Here is a 21047-nt window from a genome sequence, read left to right on the forward strand (position 1 = left end):
TGCGAAAATACCATTTCCAATTCAATAATAAAAGTACTTTTTACAATAAATACTTTAAATAGATAGACTTGAGTAAAAATGAAAGAAATTTGAAGAGTAAGCTTAGTCTTCAGGTTTGATATTAAGTTCAACCAGCTCGATTTTAGTGTTTGAGGCTTCTAAAATTTTAAATTCAAATTTATCAGTCTCTACAATTTCACTTTGCAAAGGAATTTGCTCTGTGTGATCAACTATTAGACCTCCTAAAGTTTCATAGTTTTCACCTTCAGGTAAATTAAGCTTATAAGTTTCGTTGATATAATCTACTTCTAATCTTGCTGAAAACACAAATTTAGTATCACTTTTTTGTTCTTCGATTAAATCAATGGTATCGTGTTCATCTTCAATTTCGCCAAATAATTCTTCTACTATGTCCTCAACCGTCATTATACCAGACGTACCACCATATTCATCAACAACAACTGCTATACTTTTACGCTTTTTTATTAACACGTTAAGTATATCTTTAATTAGCATCGTTTCTGGTACAAGCTCTACAGGCATAATCATAGAGCCTATATTTTTTGGTTTTTTAAACAAATCAAAAGAATGTGCATAACCTAAAATATCGTCTATAGTTTCTTTATATATTACAATTTTAGAACATCCTGTTTCGGTAAATAATGCACTTAATTCTTGCACTGAATCTTGAAGTTCTAAAGCAATAATTTCGGTTCGAGGTACCATAACTTCTCTTGCTTTAACTTCTGAAAACTCTAATGCATTTTGAAAAATTTGTATTTCAGAATCGATATCTTCATCTTCTTCAATACTTTCCATTTGTTCGCTTATGTAATGACCTAATTCTACTTTAGTAAAAGCTAGCTGTACTTGATCACCTTCTGTTTTAAAGAATTTTTTTAACACAACATCACTAATCCAGATTACAAAATCTGAAACCCAACTGAATAACAAATAAAAAAGATAAGCAGGAAAGGCCAAAACCTTTAATAAGGTGTTTGAATATATTTGAAAGAATACTTTGGGTAAAAACTCAGCAGTAAATAAAATAAGTAATGTTGATAGTATTGTTTGAGTTAACAAACTAAAATCGGTAAAAACATAGGTCAAAAAAGGATTTGTGGTTGGTAAAAAACTTTGAAACCAATCCATTAATAAATCACCCATAAAAAAACCATAAATTACTAATGCTATATTATTTCCAATTAGCATTGTAGCAATAAATTTAGAAGGCTTAGCTGTAATTTTTGATAAAATTTTAGCTAAAAATCCTTCCTGTTTTTTTTCTATTTCAATATGAATTTTATTGGAAGACACGTAAGCTATTTCCATTCCTGAAAAAAAAGCGGAAAGAAACAAACAAACGACAATGATAATCACTGATGATACCATTTATTTACGATTTTTATTATCGAACTTTTTATTAAATTTTTGTTTAAAAAAGAACATAAATACAGCTGTAAGACCTAATAGCAAGGACATGTAAGCTCTAGTCTCTCCCCAACTTGCAAACGCATCGTATAAAAATAAGACAGCAAAAACTAAATAAGCGTATTGAAAAAATTTGAAAACTTTCATTTATAAATTAATAAGTTTAAGTAAATATACTAAAAATGGTAGGCTTTAGAGTTTAAAACCTTAGTTATTCTTGCACAGCAAATTGACCTGTTACACCTAAAATTTCGGCTTTTGTGAAATTTTTATCAGAATCAAACCCATTACCACTAGTGACGTAACCTTTAGATCTGTAAGTAGCCGGTTTATTAGTAAATAACCATTCTTTACTTTGATCATAATATAATTGATCTGCATACAATGTATCCATTGTAGGAGTTGCTGCTATAACATTACCTTGTAAATCAATTAAATTAGTGTTATTGTATATAATTGCATAATCTGATATAACTGTTGTTTTTGCATTTTTATCATCATATAAATACAATACAATTCCGTCAGGAAACTCTGAATAAGAAAACATCCTGTTACTATAATCAAACATTTTAGGACTAACCAAATTTGCAGAAAGTCTACCTGAGTCAGTGTATTTAACATTAATACTGTCTGATACACCTACAGGCTCATTAGCAGACATGCTCATTTTTTTAACGTCCTTTAAATTGCTTTTACATGCAAAAAACAAAGTCATAGCAAATGCTATGACTGAGTTTTTAATAATATGTAAGTTATGCTTTTGCATTATAAACTTGGCACTGTTACACTTCTTCCTATCCAACATCCAATCTTGATTGTTTGTCCTGCATTACCTGCAGAAAAAATCTCTGATTTAGTTGGAGCTTTAGCTTGGTAACTATTTGCTAATGCAGTATTACCTGCTTTTCTAGCTTCAGTAGCTGCTAACCAGAATACAGCACGTTTGTTAAAGTTTGTATCACCACAGCTATTAGCACTTGCAGCATAAGATCTTGAGATATACTCATGAGGCTTTTTGTCTGATGGGTTTAAAGATAATGCTTGTTGAAAGTATTGTCTAGCTTTACCATAGCTTCCGCTTTTATAAAAATCTAATCCAATTTTCTTAGTCAACTTAGCCTTTTTGATAGGATCTGTCTCTAGTTGCATTGTTTGATCTAAATATCTTTGTTCTCCTGTATTAATATATAGATAATAAGCTGTATCTGCGTTAGGCTCGATAGTATTCTTTTGATTTAAGATTTTAACAAACATAGGATCAGTTTTACATCCTTTTTCGTAAAGCTTGTTCATTGCACGTTGTAACCAAACTGTATTGTTTTTATTAGCTTCATAATCCTTTTGGTATAAAGGAATTAAATTTTGACAGTTTGCTCTATCACCTAATTTAGAATCTACACTACCAACGATTTGATCAAAAACTTTTAATGAGCTCTCGTAATATTTTTTGTATTGTTTATCCTTTTTAGTTAAAGCTGTTCCTGCTTCTTCTTTAGCAATAAGTTTATTCAATCCCTCAGAGCTAATTTTTACTTCAGTTTCAATTTTATCTACTACATCATCATACTTGTCAAATAACTCTTGATCTGTTTTCTTTCCAGCATCAAATAAATCAACCATTAGTGAAAAATAAGTATATAATGCTTTAGGATTTTTGAATGTTTTTAAATCTGTTGTATACGCTTTATCAAAAGTGTTATAAACTTCTTCGTTAGATAAACCTAATTCAGATTTATACTTATACATCAATTGCGCTTTATCAGATATCATATCTCCAACCTTAGTTTGGCTTTCAAAATGCACAAGTCTTTCATCATACATTGATAATAAATCTTTAACGTAAGCTAATTTATCTGCGTCTGCAGCCTTGTCTATGTAATGGTTTAATATTTTTTCACCATATACATAAATGGCTTTGTTATACTTAGGACAGTCTTTTCTTAAGTCCATAAATGGCTGGTAAGCTGCCTCGTAATTTTTAGCCTTAGATGCTTCTGACATTAAAGACAATTTAGTCATGCACTCCTCTGTATTTTGTGCAAATCCAAAATTAAGCCCAAACATCAAAGCTATTAATAAAGTAATTTTAGTTCTCATAGTCTTAAATTTTATGCTGTTAATTATATTTCTTTTTGATAAACCATCTATCGTTAAGTGATAAACTAATCTGGAAGCTTACAAAATTTTCTTTTACTAAATTAGCATTTAAAGTTCCTTTTTGACCAAACTCTAAACCTATGTTTGCATTAGAAAAAACGTTTCCGACTGGTACACCTACTCCAAAAGACATGCCAAACTCTTTAATACTTTGGTTGTTAATGTTTAGACCTGTATTCTCAAAGCGCAAACCAGCTCTGTAAGTCATTCTTTTCCAGTATTTTGAAAACGAATTGTATTCCGGAATAAAAAACCCTCCAATTGATAATTTTGAAGCATCCTCAAAGGTTGCACCAACATTATCGTATAATGGATTATAAAATTCACTTGTGTTTTGTGTAGTATACTCTATACCAGCAAACCACTTCCTTGGTTGCCCAAGACCAGCTCCAATACTAAACTTTGATGGTAAAGTTAAATTTGTTTCTTGTAAATTAGAAGCTTCAAGATTACCATCAAGCTGATTAAAGATAATATCAGAATCTGATGTCTCACCAACATAAATCGTTGAAAAGGTGCGTAAGTTTTTAGAAGTAAGTTCTGTTTTTGGTGTGTATGTAAGAGACGTTTGTAATTCTAATTTATCACTAATCATTTTTTGGTAATGTAATCCTAAATTAAAATTAACACCACTTAATTCTGACTTATTATATTCTTTAGTTTGGTATTGTAGAGGTAAATTATCTTCATTGTAACGAATATTTACAGTATTATTCTCAATATTACCAAAATTGTAGTCTGCTTGCAAACCTATACTTAATGATGAATCGATCTGATAACCAAAACTTAAAAACACTTTATTAAGACCTCCTTCACCTTCGTATCTATTTTCCAAATCATCAGAATCATTGTTTGTCTCAAGTTTATATCCAACTGATGAATATGGTTGAATTCCAAAACCAAAACCGAATTTACCAAGAGGAATTGAAAGCCCTAAATAATCAAAATTTGCACTTTTTGATTTATCGCTAGTTGTATTTGCTTTAAGACTTGTTGCTGTTCCACTACCAGCTACAGCAAACTTAACAGGTCTAGACTCGTTATTAAAAGAAGCTAAATTGTTTCCAGCGTAAGTGGCTGGATTTTGAAAATTAATATGAATACTATCCTTGTATACACCTAATCCTCCCATGCTTCGATTCTCTACAGAACCTTTAAAATTTAAACTACCTATACCATAAAAAGAATATGGTGAGGATGTTCCATTCTGAGCGTAACTTTGAATTGCAAATAATGCAATAAAAACTAATACAAGTTTTTTAATCATTCGACTGTGTTATGTTGTAATATATAATTCAAACCCTCTAACAGGAAATTTGAGTTGGCAAATATGCTACTTTTTAATTGCTTTGACAAAAAATTAGCATCTCCTCCTGTTAAAATAATTGTTAAATCTAAATATAATGCGCTATATCGTTCAATAATTCCATCAATTTCACTCAAAACACCATAAATAATCCCACTATTTATGGATCCCATTGTAGAATTACCAATAATTTGAATTGGCATTTCAGTTTCTAACAAAGGTAAATTTGCAGTTTGATTATGTAATGCTTTGTAACGCATTCTGACACCAGGAGATATGGCTCCTCCTAAATATTCATTGTCATTATTTATAAAATCATAGGTAATACATGTTCCTGCATCAATAATTAAAACATTTTTTTGCGAAAATTGTTGTACTGACGCACAAACCAATGCAATCCTATCTATACCTAAAGTTTTAGGTGTAGCGTATAAATTTGTAAAAGGAACTTTTGTATTGTTATCTAATATAGTCAACTCAAATTGCAGGCTTAAGTATTGTAACACATTATCTTGCAAATGACCAACAGAGGACACAATAGCAAAGTTAAGTTTTGGATAGTCCAATTTTAGCTGTTTTAACGTCTCCAAAACGGTAAAACTATCAGCAATTCTAATTTCTAACAATCTATTTTCATCAAAAACAGCAAGTTTTATTCTAGTATTCCCTACGTCTACAATTAAATTCATATTGCATTTAAAACGGTAAAATTACAAAACCATTGTAATAAAAGTCTTAATAATTTTATAATATTGAAAAACAGAGCAATACCTTTTGATTTAAAGAAAAACGAAAAATAATTTCATTTTTTTTCGTTTTTCTTTTGGTACTTCTAAAATAGAAACTATATTTGCACTCGCAATTTATTGCTACTGGTGCCTTAGCTCAGTTGGTAGAGCAAAGGACTGAAAATCCTTGTGTCCCTGGTTCGATTCCTGGAGGCACCACCACTAAAAACCCGAACTGATGTTCGGGTTTTTTGGTTTTAATACCTAAATGTATTGTATTTCAAGCAACACAACTTGTTTAAACATTAATATTTAAAATTAAAAACTATGGATAATAAAGACAAATTCATGATGGAAGCTGTTAATGCAGCTTTAAAAGGAATGAATAATAACGAAGGAGGACCTTTTGGATGTGTCATTGTAAAAGACGGAAAAATAATTGGAAGAGGAAACAATAAAGTAACCTCTACTAACGATCCAACTGCTCATGCAGAAGTTACAGCTATTAGAGATGCCTGTAAAAACTTAGATTCTTTTCAGTTAGAGGGTTGTGAAATTTACACCTCTTGCGAACCTTGTCCAATGTGTTTAGGTGCTATTTATTGGGCCAGACCAGACAAAGTGTACTATGGAAGCAATCAAGTAGATGCAGCAAATATTGGTTTTGATGATGAATTTATATACAAAGAAATCCCATTACCATACGAAAAAAGAAGTATACCTTTTGAACAATTAGCACGAGATATTGCCTTAAAACCATTTCAAGAATGGTCAAAAAAAGAGGACAAAACAGAATACTAAATTTTTGAATACTATTTTATTTAAGAAATCTAAAAACAATTAAATTAATTTTTAATTGTTTTTTTTTGACCTTTACCTACAAAAAAATTGGTTTTTAAATAACTTAACAGCTTAAATGAAACAGATTTATACAGTAATTATTATATTAACTTGTTTTACAAGTATAGCCCAAACTATGAAAACCTACACATACGCAACAAAAGGATTAGACACTCTTAAACTAGATGTTTACACACCAGAAAACGTTAAACCAACAGACAGTTTACCTGTTATTATTTGGATGCATGGTGGAGGCTTTTCTGGTGGTGGACGCAATGGTATTGACGAATTTAACATTGTAAAAGCCGCAAACAAAAATGGTTATATTGGTGTTTCAATATCCTATAGATTATTAAGAAAAGGAACTAAAACTGGTTTTGGATGTAATTGTAGCAAAGAAGACAAATTATTCACTTTCAACCAAGCTGTCATAGATTTTTTAGACGCAACTAATTTCGTCTACCAAAATAGCAACATGCTTCAAGTAGATACTTCTAAAATGATTGCTGCAGGAAGTAGTGCTGGAGCAGAAACAGCTTTACATGTTGCTTTTATGAAACGTTTTTTTATCCCAAATGTTGACAGTTATAAAAATATTAAATATGCTGGTGTTATAGGATTTTCAGGAGCGATTGCAGATATTGATTATTTAACTTCAGAAAATGCAATTCCTGTAGCACTTACCCATGGTACAAAAGACTATGCTGTACCATTCGGAACTGCTCCTCATCAAAATTGTAATCCAAAAAAACCAGGATACATAACACTTCATGGTGCAAAAACGATTACCCAAAAATTAGAACAATTAAATTCATCTTACTATTTAAACATAGTAAACGAAGGTAATCATGACGCTGCCAATGTACATCCAGAAGATTTAGATGACGTGTTTTATTTTTTAAATAAAACGGTTTTAAACAACGAAATTATTCAAACTAAAAAATTTACACTTCCTAAACCAACTAACTATTAATTAAAAAAAATATAAATTTTGTTAGTAGTTTTAAACCTTAACGACAAAACGATTTTAGATATCTATCTTTAAAAAAAAAAAAATGGCAAAAACATATTACGATCCAGCAGACCTAAGAAAATTTGGAAAAATAACAGAATGGAATGAAGAACTTGGTAACAAGTTTTTTGACTACTACGGAAAAGTATTTGAAGAAGGCGCTTTAACTGCTCGCGAAAAATCATTAATAGCATTAGCTGTAGCACATACAGAGCAATGTCCGTACTGTATTGATGCCTATACTAAAGACGGTTTACAACGTGGTGTTACCAAAGAAGAAATGATGGAAGCCATACACGTTGGTGCTGCAATAAAAAGTGGAGCGACTCTAGTACATGGTGTACAAATGATGAATAAAGTAAACAAATTAGACGGTTAATATAAAACCAAAATAGGTTTACTTACGTAAGAATTACAAATAAGACAACACGATTAATGGCAACAAAATCTCTTAAAAAACTAGGTAGCGATTTAGCTAAAAGCAATAAACAACTAGAAATATTATCTGGCGGAATTTTTGCTGATGGCGAATTACCAACTTTTAAAAATAAAATTTCAGAAACTAATCAGTTTCCGCTTAAAGCAAAACCTTTAGAAATTTTACAAATTAACGTTGGTTACATGTGTAATCAAGTGTGTGAGCATTGTCACGTCGATGCAGGTCCAGACCGAAAGGAAATCATGACCCAAGAGACCATGCAACAAATCTTGGATGTTATTAAAACGACAGGTGCACATACTTTAGATTTAACAGGAGGTGCTCCAGAAATGAACCCAAATTTTAGATGGTTTGTAGAAGAAGCTTCAAAAATTGGAATTAAAGACTTTATCGTTCGTTCTAATTTAACCATTATTCGTGCTAATAAAAAATATTACGATTTACCACAGTTTTTCAAAAAGCACAACATCCATGTTATAAGCTCAATGCCACACTGGACTCGTGGTAAAACAGACAAACAACGTGGTAAAGGTGTGTTTGACATGTCTATTAAAGCCTTACAGGAATTAAATGCTGTTGGTTATGGTATGCCAGGTAGCGATTTAAAATTGGACTTGGTTTACAATCCTTCAGGAGCCTTTTTACCTGGTGACCAAATGGCTATGGAAAAAGATTTCAAAAAAGCATTGATGGAAGATTTTAGCATTCAGTTTCATAACTTATTTGCAATTACAAACCTACCAATTGCTAGATTTTTGGACTTTTTAATAGCTTCAGAAAACTACGAAGATTATATGTACTCTTTAGTCGAAGCTTATAATCCTTCTGCAGTAGCAAACGTCATGTGTACTAATACATTGTCTGTAAGTTGGGATGGTTATTTATTTGATTGCGATTTTAACCAAATGCTAGAATTGCCTGTAAACAGTAAATCTAAACATATATCAGACTATAAAACCGAATTACTTGAAGGTAGAAACATAGTAATTTCACAACATTGTTATGGTTGCACTGCAGGAGCAGGAAGTAGCTGTCAAGGTGTTGTTGCTTAATATAAAACTAACTTTTTTCGCTGTCGCGGAAATCCATAAATGAAGACTAAAACTGCCATTTTAATTTTTTCTAATTCTGCTAAAGAGGATGCTAAACGCAAATCTTTTTCAGATAGTCTGTTGTTTGAAACACTTACAAACGAGACTATTAAAAAAGTTAAAAAAACAGGATTACCGTTTTTTCATTTTACTGAAGCACAGCAACAAGGTTTAAATTTTGGTGATCGTTTTACAAATGCTATTCAATCGGTTTTTGATAGAGGTTTTACTAATGTTATTTCTATAGGAAATGACACACCACATTTAAAAACCAAGCACATAAATGAAGCTTACCAGAAACTAAACAATAATCAGTTAGTTTTTGGACCATCAAAAGATGGCGGATTTTATTTAATGGGTTTAACCAAAAACCTATATAATGCTAAGCAATTTAAAAATTTACCTTGGCAAACTTCAGCTTTAAAAAGCACAACATTACACTATTTATCTTCAACTAAAATTACTTTTAGTACACTTGAAACCTTAAACGATATCGATTCGTTTAAAGACTTAAAAGCTATTTTAAATAGTTATAAAACGGTTTCAAAAACACTAAAAATAATAATACTACAGCTATGTTTTTTCGCGAAAGCGATACTTAAACACATAGCATTACAATACCTATTATTAACACAACAATTACCTTTTAACAAAGGGTCTCCTAAATTAGTTTATATCAACCACTAGTGGCTTTTAGCCAATTATATACTGAAACTAATTTAACTTAAATGAAACACATTTACTTATGTGCTTTGCTACTTGTTTGTACATTTAGCGTTGCACAAACTACAATTACAGGTACTGTAACAAGTGCACAAGATGGTCAAACTTTAGCGTACGTTAATATTTTGGCAGACCAAAATAACGGAACAATATCCGATAACAGCGGTTATTATTCTATTACAATTTCTGAGAAAACGGAAAACTTAACATTCTCATTTATTGGTTACAAAACACAACAAATTGCAATTAATAATCAATCGGTTATTAATGTTATTTTAGAAGAAGACACCTCTAATTTAGACGAAGTAGTTATAACTGCTTTGGGTCTAGAACGAGATACAAAAGAACTTGGATATGTGGTACAATCTTTAAAAAGTGAAGGTTTAACCGAAGTTAAAACGGTTAACTTTATTGATAATCTTGCTGGTAAACTTGCAGGTGTTACAGTATCTCAAGGTGCTACAGGTGTTGGATCGTCTTCAAAAATAACGATTCGTGGTGAAGCCTCATTTTCTAACAACAATCCTTTATTTGTAGTGGATGGTGTCCCAATTAACAACAATACTGTTTTTAACTTTACAAACGAAGCTGCTGCTGGTTTTCAGGAAATAGATTTTGGAAATGGAGCTATGGAAGTTAATGCAGACGATATCGAAGAGGTTTCTGTATTAAAAGGTCCAAGTGCTGCTGCTTTGTATGGTACGCGTGCATCCAACGGAGTGATTGTTATTAAAACCAAAGATGGTAAAAAAACCAAAGGTTTAGGGATTAGCATTAATACGTCTTTATTTGTTGATAATGCGTTTAGATTACCAGAATTTCAGAATAGTTACGGTCAAGGTAATTCTGGACAATTTGAATACGTTGATGGTCTTGGAGGCGGAATTAATGATAATATCACCTATTCTTGGGGACCACAATTGGATGCTGGTATTTACGTTCCGCAGTTTAATAGTCCAGTGACATTAGCAAACGGAACTGTTGTACGTGGTGGAGACACTGCTTTATATTCTGGTGACGCTATTACACCAACCTTATTTCAATCTAATCCAGATAACTTAAAAGATTTTTACCAAACAGGAATTACTACAATAAACAATATTGCTATTTCTAATGGTTTTGATACTGGTGATTATAGATTATCGTTTACAGATTTAAGAAGCGAATCTATTATTCCTGGTGTAAATTTAGACCGACAAACTGTTGCTGCAAAACTAAATTTTGAGCCCACAGAAAAAACGACTATTTCAACCTCATTATCTTACACCAATTCTACAAGTGATAACAGACCATCTAACGGTTATGGTAGCGAAAATGTAAATTACAGTTTGGTAGCTTGGGGACCACGAAGTCTTGATATTAATAGTTTAAAAAACTATTGGCAACCAGGTTTAGAAGGTGTACAACAATATAGTTTTAACTATACGTTTTTTGATAATCCTTATTTTATTTTATACGAAAACACAAATAGTTTTAATCGTGATCGTGTCTTCGGAAACGTTGCTATTACACATAAATTTACAGACCATTTAAATCTTCAGGTTAGAACAGGAATGGATTATTCCTCTGAAAAAAGACTACTAAAACGTGCCTATTCTAGTAATCGTTTTCAAAATGGTGCTTACGCAGAACATGATGTGTTTTACAGAGAAGTTAATACCGATTTTCTATTAAATTACAATAATACGTTTGGCGATTTTAAACTAGATGTATCTATTGGTGGAAACCGATTAAACCAAACAGCATCAACCAAGCAATCACAAACGGTTAGTTTGGCGCAACCTGGAATTTTTAATCTAAATAATGCAGCATCACCTATTGAAGTGTTTCAGTTTGAATCTAAAAAACGTATCAATTCCTTTTATGGAATTGCAAAATTAGGCTATAAAGATTTTCTATTTTTAGACATTACTGGTCGTAATGATTGGTCTAGTGCTTTAGCAACACCTTTTTCGGTTGATGGTACTTCTTTTTTCTATCCTTCGGCTTCAGCCAGTTTTATTTTATCTAATGTTACAGAGCTTCCTGAAGCTGTATCTTTTGCAAAACTAAGAGCCAGTGTGGCACAAGTTGGTAACGATACTAATCCATATCAAACTTCCGGAGCTTTTGTATCGCAAACACCTTTTAACAGTCAACCTACTTTTAGTAATCAAGATTTTATTCCTAATTCAGAATTAAAACCAGAAAGCACCACTAATTACGAATTTGGTGCAGATTTACGTTTCTTGAAAGATCGTATTCGTTTTGACTTTACCTATTATAATGCCATAACTAAAGATCAAATAATTTCATTACCAATACCAATTTCATCCGGTTATGAACAACAAGTTGTAAATGGTGGAAAAGTAAAATCGACTGGTGTCGAAATTATTGCTGGCTTCACTCCTATTAAGACGTCTAATTTTAAATGGAATACAACCTTCAATTTTGCTAAAAACAAAGCAACTATAGAAGAGTTACCTCAAGAAGATGGACGTTTAACCTTGGCTTATAGCCGAATTTATGATAGTGCCAATCAAACGGTTTGGTTTCAAGTTGAAGAAGGTGGACAGATTGGAGATATTTATGGTACAGGTTATAGTACTAACTCAACTGGAGAATTTGTTTTAGATGACCAAGGGAATTACATCAGCAATAATTTTTTGCAGAAACTTGGAAATTATAATCCAGATTTCACATTAGGTTGGAACAATGACTTTAGCTATAAAAATTGGACTGCAAGCTTTTTATTTGACTGGAGACAAGGTGGCGAAATTGTATCAAGAACTAGCGCATTAGGTAATGTTGGAGGACAATTAGCCGAAACAGAATACAGACCTGACGAAGGTATTGTAGCAGAAGGAGTTAATGTTAATACAGGTTTACCAAATACTGTAGCTATATCTGCAGAAAGCTATTACAGACAATTTTATGACAGAAATCAAGAGCAAAATAACATCTATGACGCGTCTTACTTAAAGTTGAGACAATTTTCTGTTGGTTACAATTTTAAATTAAAAGAAGGCTTTTTAGGCTTAAAAGAAGGAGGAGACATTGCAGTGTCTTTAATTGGTAAAAACCTATTTGTTATTACTGAAAACCCACACTTTGACCCAGAACAATTAGCAGTACAAGGCAACGGTTTTGTTAGTGGTGTAGAAGACATGAGTTATGCCACATCACGCAGTTTTGGATTAAAAGCAAGTTTAAATTTTTAATAGACACATCATGAAAAACACATTATACATATTAAGTTTTTTTACGCTTCTTTTAATGACAAGTTGCACTAAAGACTTTGAAGACATAAACACCAATCCTAATGCGCCAAACACAGTACAACCTAGTTTGCTACTACGTCAGGTTATTTATGATTTTGGAGAACAAATGAGTTATGAAGGTTTTGTTGCTGGAGATTTATTATCGCAACACAGGACTGCCTTAGATTTCAATTTATTTGACAGACACGCCTTAAAATCGCCACAATTAGGTGGAAATCCTTGGCCAATATTTTACACCAATTTACGTGATAACGAGATTATATTAACACAATCCAAAACCACCTCAACCTTTAAAGTCTATGAAGGTCCTGCTTTAATTTTAAAAGCATACATGGCAGCAGGATTAACAGATTTGTTTGGTGATGTGCCCTATTTTGAAGCCTTTAATGGAATTGAGGGGACCGTTACACCAAGTTATGACAGTCAAGAATCTATTTATTTAAATGAAAATGGGATATTAGATAACCTTGATAAAGGGATTGAAGCTATTACCAATTACGATCTAGCGATTCCGTTGGAAGGAGATATTTTATTTAATGGTGATTTAGACGCTTGGGTAAAATTTGCAAATAGTTTAAAATTAAAATATTTGCTTCGTATTTCCGATCAAGTGGATGTTTCAATTGAATTACAAACCATATATAATGAAGATAATTATATTTCAGCTACAGCTGAAAATGCTATATTCAACTTTACAAACACAGATCCAAACAGCTTTAGATTGGCTCAATTAAGAATAGGAGATTTTAATAATTTTGTTCTATCAGAAACCATGGAAAATATTTTAATTGACCTAAATGATGATAGAATAAGCACGTTTTTCAAACCTTTTGAAAACTCGTCTTCCAATCAATTTAATGGATTGATTAATGGTATTGATGCTTCATCAACATCAATTGCTTTGGCAGACTATTCATTAGCTGGAAGTGCATTTAGAGAAGACACTTCGGTTTTAGATGCTAATTTTATAACCTCTTGGGAAGTTCATTTTATTTTAGCTGAAGCTGCTTTAAAAGGATTAATTAGCGCCAATGCACAAGAATTATATGAAACAGGAGTCGCACATGCTTTTGAGTATTGGCAAACCGATTTACCTGCAACGTACCTAACAACCAATGCTGCTTATAATGCACCTGGAACAACGCCTTTACAACAAATTATCACCCAAAAATGGATTGCTAACCTTATAAATGGATATGAAGGTTGGGTAGACTACAGACGTACAGGTTTTCCTGAGTTTAATGCAATATCTGCAAGTTTAAACAATGGATTAATACCAGTCAGAATGCCTTATCCTGCAGAAGAAGAAGCTTTAAATGCCGAAAACTATAATCAAGCAGCAAGTGCAACTAATGGTAACGATATTAACTTCCCAGTTTGGTGGGACCAAAACTAAAAAATGAGTACAGAAATTTGGCAATGGATTTTAGTAATAGCTTCAAGTTTAATCTTGTTTGCCTTATCACCTTATGCAAAAACTACTACATCTTTTTTTAAAGCCAATCACAACAAAAAGTCGCCAAATGTTTTAGTACTAACTGGTAGTTTAATAATCTCTTGGATTTTTGCCAAAAGTATTACTAATGCTGCCAATTTAGGATTAGATTTTGGTCTAGTTGGAGGTGTCGCTTATGCTGGATATTATCTCAGTTTTGCAGTTGCTGGATTACTATTTTATCAATTACGTACCAAAGGTGGCTTTACAAGTATTCATGACTTTTTAACTAGTAAATTTGGCAAAAAAGCGGTTGGAGTCTTCACGTTTTTAATTATTATTAGATTATTTAATGAGGTTTGGAGTAATACCATGGTTATTGGCTCTTACTTTGGTGAAACAGGAAGTACTAGCTATTACACTGCTATAATTGTATTTACATTACTAACATTAAGCTATGCTATAAAAGGTGGTTTGAGTAGCTCAATATTTACAGATGTGATACAAATGGTCTTATTTTCTGTACTATTAATCATTATTTTATATACTATTTTTTCAGTTGAAAATTTTAATACAAAAGACATTGTAAACTCTGGAACTTGGAGTTTTGAACTAGGTTTAAACCTGTTTTTTGCAGCAATAATACAATCTTTTAGCTATCCTTTTCATGATCCTGTACTAACTGACAGAGCTTTTATCAGTTCGCCAAAAGTGACTAGAAAAAGCTTTTTATGGGCTAGTTTATTAGGTGCTATTTGCATCATACTTTTTAGTTTAATTGGTGTATATGCACAAACTCAAGGTTTAAAAGGGCAAGCAGCTGTGGAGGTTGGAAAAGCATTTGGAGTTGTGGTATTATTAGTTATTAATTTTATTATGATTACCTCAGCAGCATCAACCTTAGATTCAACGTTTTCATCGTTTTCAAAATTATTAGCTGTCGATTTGGGATTAGGTAAAAGTCTAACATTTGGTAGACTAGCAATGGTAGCAATTGCTGTACTTGGTACAATCCCAATCTTTTTTAATGCCGAAATCCTTTCTGCCACCACAATATCTGGAACTATGGTCATTGGTTTAACACCAATATTTGTATTCTGGAGTTATAAAGTGCCAAAAATTAGCTTCTATTTAAGTATTGGTTGTGGTATAATTTTTGGTTTTTTATTAGTATTCAAAGTGTTCCCAGAAGCTTTAATTTTTACAAAGGGTCGTTATGCTGATTTACTTTGGGTCAATGTTTGGGGCATTTTTAGTTGTAACCTTTTATATTTCGTTCCTAGATGGATAAAACAATAAATAATATAGGCACATTATCTGGTAAAGTCTTGCTTTTTGGAGGTGTTTACAGTAATCTTCAAGCCTTAGAAGCACTTAAAGCTATTGCTGAACAGCAAAATATTGCTCCAGAAAACTGTATTTGCACAGGAGATGTTGTTGGCTATTGTGCACAACCCGAAGAAACGGTACAGCTTTTAAAATTATGGAAAGCCAAAAGTATTTTAGGTAATGTAGAAATCCAATTAACTAAAGGTGAAGCAGATTGCGGTTGCGATTTTACAGAAGGCTCACGATGTAATGGGTTTTCTAAACTTTGGTATCCTTATGCACAAAGCAAACTAAGTAAAAACTCGATAGCGTATTTAGCAATGTTTCCGGATCATATCACTTTTAATTATGCTAATAAAAAAGTAACCGTTGTCCATGGTGATTATTTTAATGTATCAGAATTTGTATTTAAATCTACAGACTGGAATATTAAGGCAAAAACAATAGATGCAACTAAAAGCGATGTTATTATTGCTGGACATTGTGGGTTACCTTTTAGTCATGAGCAAGACAACAAATTATGGCTAAATCCAGGTGTTATTGGTATGCCTGCTAATGATGGATCACCACAAGTTTGGTATGCCATTTTAGAAGACATTAATGGTGAAATGAAATTTACGCATCATACGCTCGACTATAACTATAAGCTAACTAATAGTTTAATGAAAAACGGTTTGTTACCAGAAGAATACGCAAGAACAATAGTGACTGGTATTTGGGATAATACCGAGATTTTACCAGCTATTGAAAGTGGATTACAAGGTTTCGGAATTAATTTATAACATTATGAAAACAATATTATTTTTATTTATAAGTCTTTTTGCTGCACAAAGCATAGCGCAAGACACACTAGATGAATTACTAAAAAAACACAATAAAAACAGTGTTCCCTACATTACCGTTCAAGAATTGGCAATGCCAAAAACTGACGCTATTATCTTAGACGCAAGAGAACCTAAAGAATTTGAAATTAGTCATATTAAAAATGCAACTTTGGTAGGTTACGATTTTTTTGACATCAAAACGGTTACCGAAAAACACACTAATAAAGATCAAAAAATAGTCGTGTATTGCTCCTTAGGAATACGATCAGAAACCATTGCTAAAAAACTAAAAGATGAAGGCTACACCAATGTACTTAATCTGTATGGTGGCATTTTTGAGTGGAAAAACAATGATTTTACTGTAGTAGATTCCGAAGACAATGAAACAGAACAAATACATACTTTTAATGAAGCTTGGAGCAAATGGTTAACTAAAGGGATTAAAGTATTTGAGACAACTTCTACAAAAAAATAAAAATTCATGCATAAAAATCTAGTAATAACCTTTACCAGAAACCCTGAGTTAGGAAAAGTAAAAACAAGATTAGCTAAGACTATTGGCAATATTTCCGCTTTAGCGATATATAAAAAATTATTAGAACACACTGAAAGTGTTTTACAACAAATAGACAGTGACAAAGCAGTATATTACTCGGTTAAAATTAGAGAAAACGACCTTTGGAATGCTGATATTTACCAAAAACAGCAACAATCTGGTGACCACTTAGGTGTAAGAATGTCTAATGCATTTAAAACTGGTTTTGATTCTGGCTATACTAAAATAGTTATTGTTGGTAGCGATTTATATGATCTAAAACCCGAACATATTAATCAAGCTTTTGACGCTTTAGATAATAATGATGCAGTGATTGGACCTGCAATAGATGGTGGCTATTATCTTTTAGGAATGAAACAATTGCATCCAGCAATTTTTGAAAATAAATCTTGGGGAACAGAAACAGTTTTTGAAGACACCATGAAAGATTTAGTTAAGGAAAACGTATTTTTGTTAGAACCATTAAATGATGTTGACACATACGAAGATATATCCAACAACCAAACCTTAAAAGCCTTAATTGAACATGATAAAACAAATAAATAAAACCGTAGAATACCTAAAAGAAAAAGGATTTGACCAACCAGAAGTTGGTATTATTTTAGGTACTGGATTAGGAAAACTAACTGATGAGCTTGAGGTAATTCAAGAGGTGAGCTATAATCACATTCCTAATTTCCCTACAGCTACTGTCGAGTTTCATAAAGGAAAATTAATTTACGGAACCTTAGCTAGAAAAAAAGTAATTGTAATGCAAGGTCGTTTTCATGTTTATGAAGGTTACAGCTTACAAGATGTTACTTACCCAGTTAGAATTATGGAAAAATTGGGTATCAAAACACTATTGGTATCTAATGCTTCTGGTGCTATTAATTTAAACTTTAAGAAAGGTGAATTAATGCTTATTGACGATCATATTAACTTACAAGGAAGTTCTCCTCTAGCTTTTAAAGGTGTTGCTGAGCTTGGCGAACGTTTTGCAGACATGAGTGCACCTTATGATTTAGACATAAATGCAAAAATTAAAGCTATAGCAAAAGCTAATAATATAAAATTACATGAAGGTGTTTACGCTAGTGTTGTTGGACCACAATTAGAAACTAGAGCCGAATACCGCATGCTTAAAATTATTGGTGCAGATGCAGTTGGGATGAGTACTGTCCCAGAAGTAATTGTTGCTAATCATTTAAATTTAAAAGTAGCTGCAGTGTCAGTTTTAACAGACGAATGCGACCCAAGTAATCTAAAACCTGTAGACATTAGCGAAATTATAGCAATGGCTAATAAAGCAGAACCAGATATGATTGCACTATTTAAAGGGTTGATAGAAAAACTATAACACGATGTAACTTTAGTTACATCAAAAAAGTAACTAAAAGGCTAATTTAGCCAGCTATGGAAAAGTATTTAGAAATAATAAAAAACGCCTACTTTGGCTATTGGAACTATTTAAAACACCAGATTATATTCCCAAATAATTGGGACAACTATTTTTATGGGTTAATCATAATATCATTAGTTGTTTGGGGTTTAGAAATTATTTTTCCTTGGCGTAAAAAACAATCTATTTTCCGTAAAGATTTTTGGTTAGATACGTTTTACATGTTTTTTAATTTCTTTTTACTAAATCTTATTGTATTAATAGCTTTATCTAATACTGCTGCAAGTTTTTTTGATGATATTTTAGGAGTTGTTGGTTTATCTATTTCAAGTTTTCAATTGTTTGATGTAGATAATTTACCATTGTGGTTAGGACTATTTATTTTCTTTATAATTTCTGATTTTACACAATGGGTGACACACAACCTTTTACATCGCTTTGAGTTTTTATGGAACTTCCATAAAGTACATCACAGTGTTAAAGAAATGGGATTTGCTGCTCATTTACGCTACCATTGGATGGAACCGGTTTTATATAAATCCATGTTATACATACCAATTGCCATAATTGGCGGTTTTGATGCGCAACACGTTGCAATAGTCCACTTTTTTGCAATAACTATTGGACACTTAAATCATGCTAATTTAGGTTGGGATTATGGTGTTTTAAAATATGTATTTAACAATCCAAAAATGCACATTTGGCATCATGTAAAACACTTGCCAGAACACACAAAGTTTGGTGTTAATTTTGGTATAACGTTAAGTATTTGGGATTATATTTTTAAAACCAATTACATTCCGCATGATGGTCGTGATATCGAGTTAGGTTTTGAAGGAGATGAGAACTTCCCTAAAGATTTTATAAGTCAAGAATTATATCCCTTAAAAAAATGAAACAACTTTTAGCCTTAGCATTATTGGTCTTGTTTTGCGCTTGTAAAAGCACAAAACAAACTACCTCAAATACCCAAATAGTAACTAATACAATTAAAAAAGAAGCTATAGCTGAAGCTGAAGCTGAAGCTGAAGCTGAAAGTAAAAAAGATATAGTCAATACTGTAAAAAAGGACACACTTTCTTCTCATACCGAAACTATAAAACTTACAGAAAAAATACCTCTTCCACCTTTGCCTCCTAAGGGAACAAAAACAGAAACTTTTAATCACCAAAGATGGAATAAGCTTTTACAAAAGCATGTTTCTATCTCAGGAAATGTAGATTACAAAAAATTTAGAGAAGACAAAACTACTCTTGCTATTTACATCGATGCTTTAACACACGCTGAAACAATAGAAGATTGGTCAAAAGAAGAAAAACTAGCCTTTTGGATTAATGCATACAACGCATTAACAATAGATTTAATTATAAAAAATTATCCTGTAAAAAGCATAAAAGACATCAAAAACCCTTGGGAACAACGCTTATGGCAATTTGGTGACAAATGGTATAATCTTGAAGATATAGAGCATAAAATACTACGTAAAATGAACGAACCACGTATACATTTTGCTATTGTTTGTGCCTCTTACTCTTGTCCTAAATTACAAAACACTGCATTTACAGCAGATAATTTAGAACAACAATTAACCTTGGCTACTCAAGAGTTTTTAAGTGATACAAACAGAAATGAAATCTCAGAAAACACATTAAAATTATCTAAAATATTTAGATGGTTTGATAAGGATTTTGAGCAAAACGGAAGTTTGATTGATTTTTTAAACAAGTATACAGAAGTAACTATTTCAGCGAAAGCTAAAATTAGCTACAAAGATTACAACTGGGACTTAAATAACTAAAACCAACCTAATAAAACTTACGTAAATACAGCATGATAAGTATTATTATTCCGGTTTTAAACGAAGCGAAGCATATAACAGAGGTATTATATCATTTAATTGATAATGCATCCTTAAATACTATTCAAGAGATTATTGTTGTGGATGGTGGAAGTACAGACAATACCGTTTCAATTATCCAAGGATTAGGTTTAAATATTAAAGTTTTACATTCTGAAAAAGGTCGTGCTAAACAAATGAATCTTGGTGCCAAAGCTTCAAAAGGAGATATCCTTTATTTTTTACATGCAGATTCTTTTCCACCTAACAGATATGACCAGTTAATTTTAGATGAAATTAAAAAAGGTAATAATGCAGGTTGTTTTAGATTACAATTTGATAGCAACCATTGGTGGTTACGTTTTACTAGTTGGTTAACTCAATTTTCTTGGCGAGCAAGTCGTGGTGGTGATCAAAGTCAGTTTATAACCAAAGCGTTATTTAATGATATTGGTGGTTATGATGAAAACTATATTATCTACGAAGACAATATTTTAATTAACGAACTATATAAACGTAAAGAATTTGTTGTAATTAATCATAAGCTTAAAACCTCAGCTAGGTTATATCAAAAACATGGCGTTTGGACACTACAATACCATTATTTAGTCATTTATATAAAAAAATGGTTTGGTGCTTCTGCAAAAGAGTTGCATAATTATTATTTAAATAAAATATGTAAGCGTTAATAACCTTAA

21 protein-coding genes and 1 tRNA gene are annotated in these 21047 nt (G+C 31.7%); 16 read left to right on the plus strand and 6 right to left on the minus strand.

Translation table 11 applies throughout. The annotated features are described in order from the left end of the window. Window positions 1-102: 102 nt before the first annotated feature. The 6 genes from ITB9_RS09240 to ITB9_RS09265 all read right to left on the minus strand — a co-directional run bounded on the left by ITB9_RS09240 (window position 103) and on the right by ITB9_RS09265 (window position 5583). Window positions 103-1392: a hemolysin family protein gene (locus ITB9_RS09240; RefSeq protein WP_028606595.1), complete on the minus strand. Its 1290-nt coding sequence runs from the start codon at window positions 1390-1392 to the stop codon at window positions 103-105. Continuing rightward, the gene (locus tag ITB9_RS09245; RefSeq protein ID WP_054852000.1) at window positions 1393-1578 is read right to left on the minus strand and encodes a hypothetical protein; all 186 of its coding nucleotides are present in this window, start codon (window positions 1576-1578) and stop codon (window positions 1393-1395) included. Between the two features lie 64 nt (window positions 1579-1642). After that, window positions 1643-2197 (minus strand): LPS export ABC transporter periplasmic protein LptC, encoded by a 555-nt coding sequence (lptC, locus tag ITB9_RS09250; RefSeq protein WP_028289114.1) that lies wholly within the window; start codon window positions 2195-2197, stop codon window positions 1643-1645. Beyond that, window positions 2197-3528, minus strand: a complete 1332-nt coding sequence (locus ITB9_RS09255) for a hypothetical protein (protein WP_054852001.1) — start codon at window positions 3526-3528, stop codon at window positions 2197-2199. Before ITB9_RS09255 ends, lptC begins: the two co-directional genes overlap by 1 nt. Before the next feature lie 19 nt (window positions 3529-3547). Next, window positions 3548-4855: a hypothetical protein gene (locus ITB9_RS09260; RefSeq protein WP_054852002.1), complete on the minus strand. Its 1308-nt coding sequence runs from the start codon at window positions 4853-4855 to the stop codon at window positions 3548-3550. Then, entirely contained in the window at window positions 4852-5583 is a 732-nt protein-coding gene (locus tag ITB9_RS09265; protein ID WP_054852003.1) for a type III pantothenate kinase, read from the minus strand. The genes ITB9_RS09260 and ITB9_RS09265 overlap by 4 nt, the downstream gene beginning before the upstream one ends. Before the next feature lie 185 nt (window positions 5584-5768). Here ITB9_RS09265 and ITB9_RS09270 point away from each other — a divergent pair. The 16 genes from ITB9_RS09270 to ITB9_RS09345 all read left to right on the plus strand — a co-directional run bounded on the left by ITB9_RS09270 (window position 5769) and on the right by ITB9_RS09345 (window position 21038). Next, a tRNA-Phe gene (locus ITB9_RS09270) sits at window positions 5769-5844 on the plus strand. Window positions 5845-5949: 105 nt separating this feature from the next. Then, the gene (locus ITB9_RS09275) at window positions 5950-6423 is read left to right on the plus strand and encodes a nucleoside deaminase (RefSeq protein WP_054852004.1); all 474 of its coding nucleotides are present in this window, start codon (window positions 5950-5952) and stop codon (window positions 6421-6423) included. A gap of 115 nt (window positions 6424-6538) precedes the next feature. After that, window positions 6539-7435: a carboxylesterase family protein gene (locus tag ITB9_RS09280; RefSeq protein ID WP_054852005.1), complete on the plus strand. Its 897-nt coding sequence runs from the start codon at window positions 6539-6541 to the stop codon at window positions 7433-7435. A gap of 82 nt (window positions 7436-7517) precedes the next feature. Then, window positions 7518-7853, plus strand: a complete 336-nt coding sequence (locus ITB9_RS09285; RefSeq protein ID WP_028283334.1) for an arsenosugar biosynthesis-associated peroxidase-like protein — start codon at window positions 7518-7520, stop codon at window positions 7851-7853. A gap of 56 nt (window positions 7854-7909) precedes the next feature. Continuing rightward, the gene (gene arsS, locus ITB9_RS09290) at window positions 7910-8965 is read left to right on the plus strand and encodes an arsenosugar biosynthesis radical SAM (seleno)protein ArsS (RefSeq protein WP_054852006.1); all 1056 of its coding nucleotides are present in this window, start codon (window positions 7910-7912) and stop codon (window positions 8963-8965) included. A 39-nt stretch (window positions 8966-9004) separates the two neighbouring features. Beyond that, window positions 9005-9691 (plus strand): DUF2064 domain-containing protein, encoded by a 687-nt coding sequence (locus ITB9_RS09295; protein ID WP_054852007.1) that lies wholly within the window; start codon window positions 9005-9007, stop codon window positions 9689-9691. Between the two features lie 41 nt (window positions 9692-9732). Continuing rightward, window positions 9733-12927, plus strand: a complete 3195-nt coding sequence (locus ITB9_RS09300) for a SusC/RagA family TonB-linked outer membrane protein (RefSeq protein WP_054852008.1) — start codon at window positions 9733-9735, stop codon at window positions 12925-12927. 10 nt (window positions 12928-12937) lie between these two features. Beyond that, window positions 12938-14383 (plus strand): SusD/RagB family nutrient-binding outer membrane lipoprotein, encoded by a 1446-nt coding sequence (locus ITB9_RS09305; protein WP_054852009.1) that lies wholly within the window; start codon window positions 12938-12940, stop codon window positions 14381-14383. 3 nt (window positions 14384-14386) lie between these two features. Beyond that, a complete protein-coding gene (locus ITB9_RS09310; RefSeq protein ID WP_054852010.1) occupies window positions 14387-15721 on the plus strand; it encodes a sodium:solute symporter in 1335 nt (444 codons plus the stop codon). Then, window positions 15706-16533 carry a metallophosphoesterase gene (locus ITB9_RS09315; protein ID WP_054852011.1) on the plus strand — a complete coding sequence of 276 codons (828 nt, stop codon included), beginning with the start codon at window positions 15706-15708 and terminating at the stop codon, window positions 16531-16533. The genes ITB9_RS09310 and ITB9_RS09315 overlap by 16 nt, the downstream gene beginning before the upstream one ends. A 4-nt stretch (window positions 16534-16537) precedes the next feature. Next, window positions 16538-17050, plus strand: coding sequence for a rhodanese-like domain-containing protein (locus tag ITB9_RS09320; protein ID WP_054852012.1), 513 nt, complete (start codon window positions 16538-16540; stop codon window positions 17048-17050). Between the two features lie 6 nt (window positions 17051-17056). Beyond that, the gene (locus ITB9_RS09325) at window positions 17057-17677 is read left to right on the plus strand and encodes a TIGR04282 family arsenosugar biosynthesis glycosyltransferase (protein ID WP_054852013.1); all 621 of its coding nucleotides are present in this window, start codon (window positions 17057-17059) and stop codon (window positions 17675-17677) included. Continuing rightward, window positions 17658-18470, plus strand: a complete 813-nt coding sequence (locus ITB9_RS09330; protein WP_054852014.1) for a purine-nucleoside phosphorylase — start codon at window positions 17658-17660, stop codon at window positions 18468-18470. Before ITB9_RS09325 ends, ITB9_RS09330 begins: the two co-directional genes overlap by 20 nt. A 56-nt stretch (window positions 18471-18526) precedes the next feature. Beyond that, window positions 18527-19408, plus strand: a complete 882-nt coding sequence (locus tag ITB9_RS09335; protein WP_054852015.1) for a sterol desaturase family protein — start codon at window positions 18527-18529, stop codon at window positions 19406-19408. After that, window positions 19405-20310 (plus strand): DUF547 domain-containing protein, encoded by a 906-nt coding sequence (locus ITB9_RS09340; RefSeq protein WP_082396152.1) that lies wholly within the window; start codon window positions 19405-19407, stop codon window positions 20308-20310. The genes ITB9_RS09335 and ITB9_RS09340 overlap by 4 nt, the downstream gene beginning before the upstream one ends. Window positions 20311-20342: 32 nt before the next feature. Further along, window positions 20343-21038, plus strand: coding sequence for a TIGR04283 family arsenosugar biosynthesis glycosyltransferase (locus tag ITB9_RS09345; RefSeq protein ID WP_054852016.1), 696 nt, complete (start codon window positions 20343-20345; stop codon window positions 21036-21038). Window positions 21039-21047 lie beyond the last annotated feature (9 nt).

The organism is Olleya sp. ITB9, assembly GCF_001315805.1.
Lineage (GTDB): Bacteria > Bacteroidota > Bacteroidia > Flavobacteriales > Flavobacteriaceae > Olleya > Olleya sediminilitoris.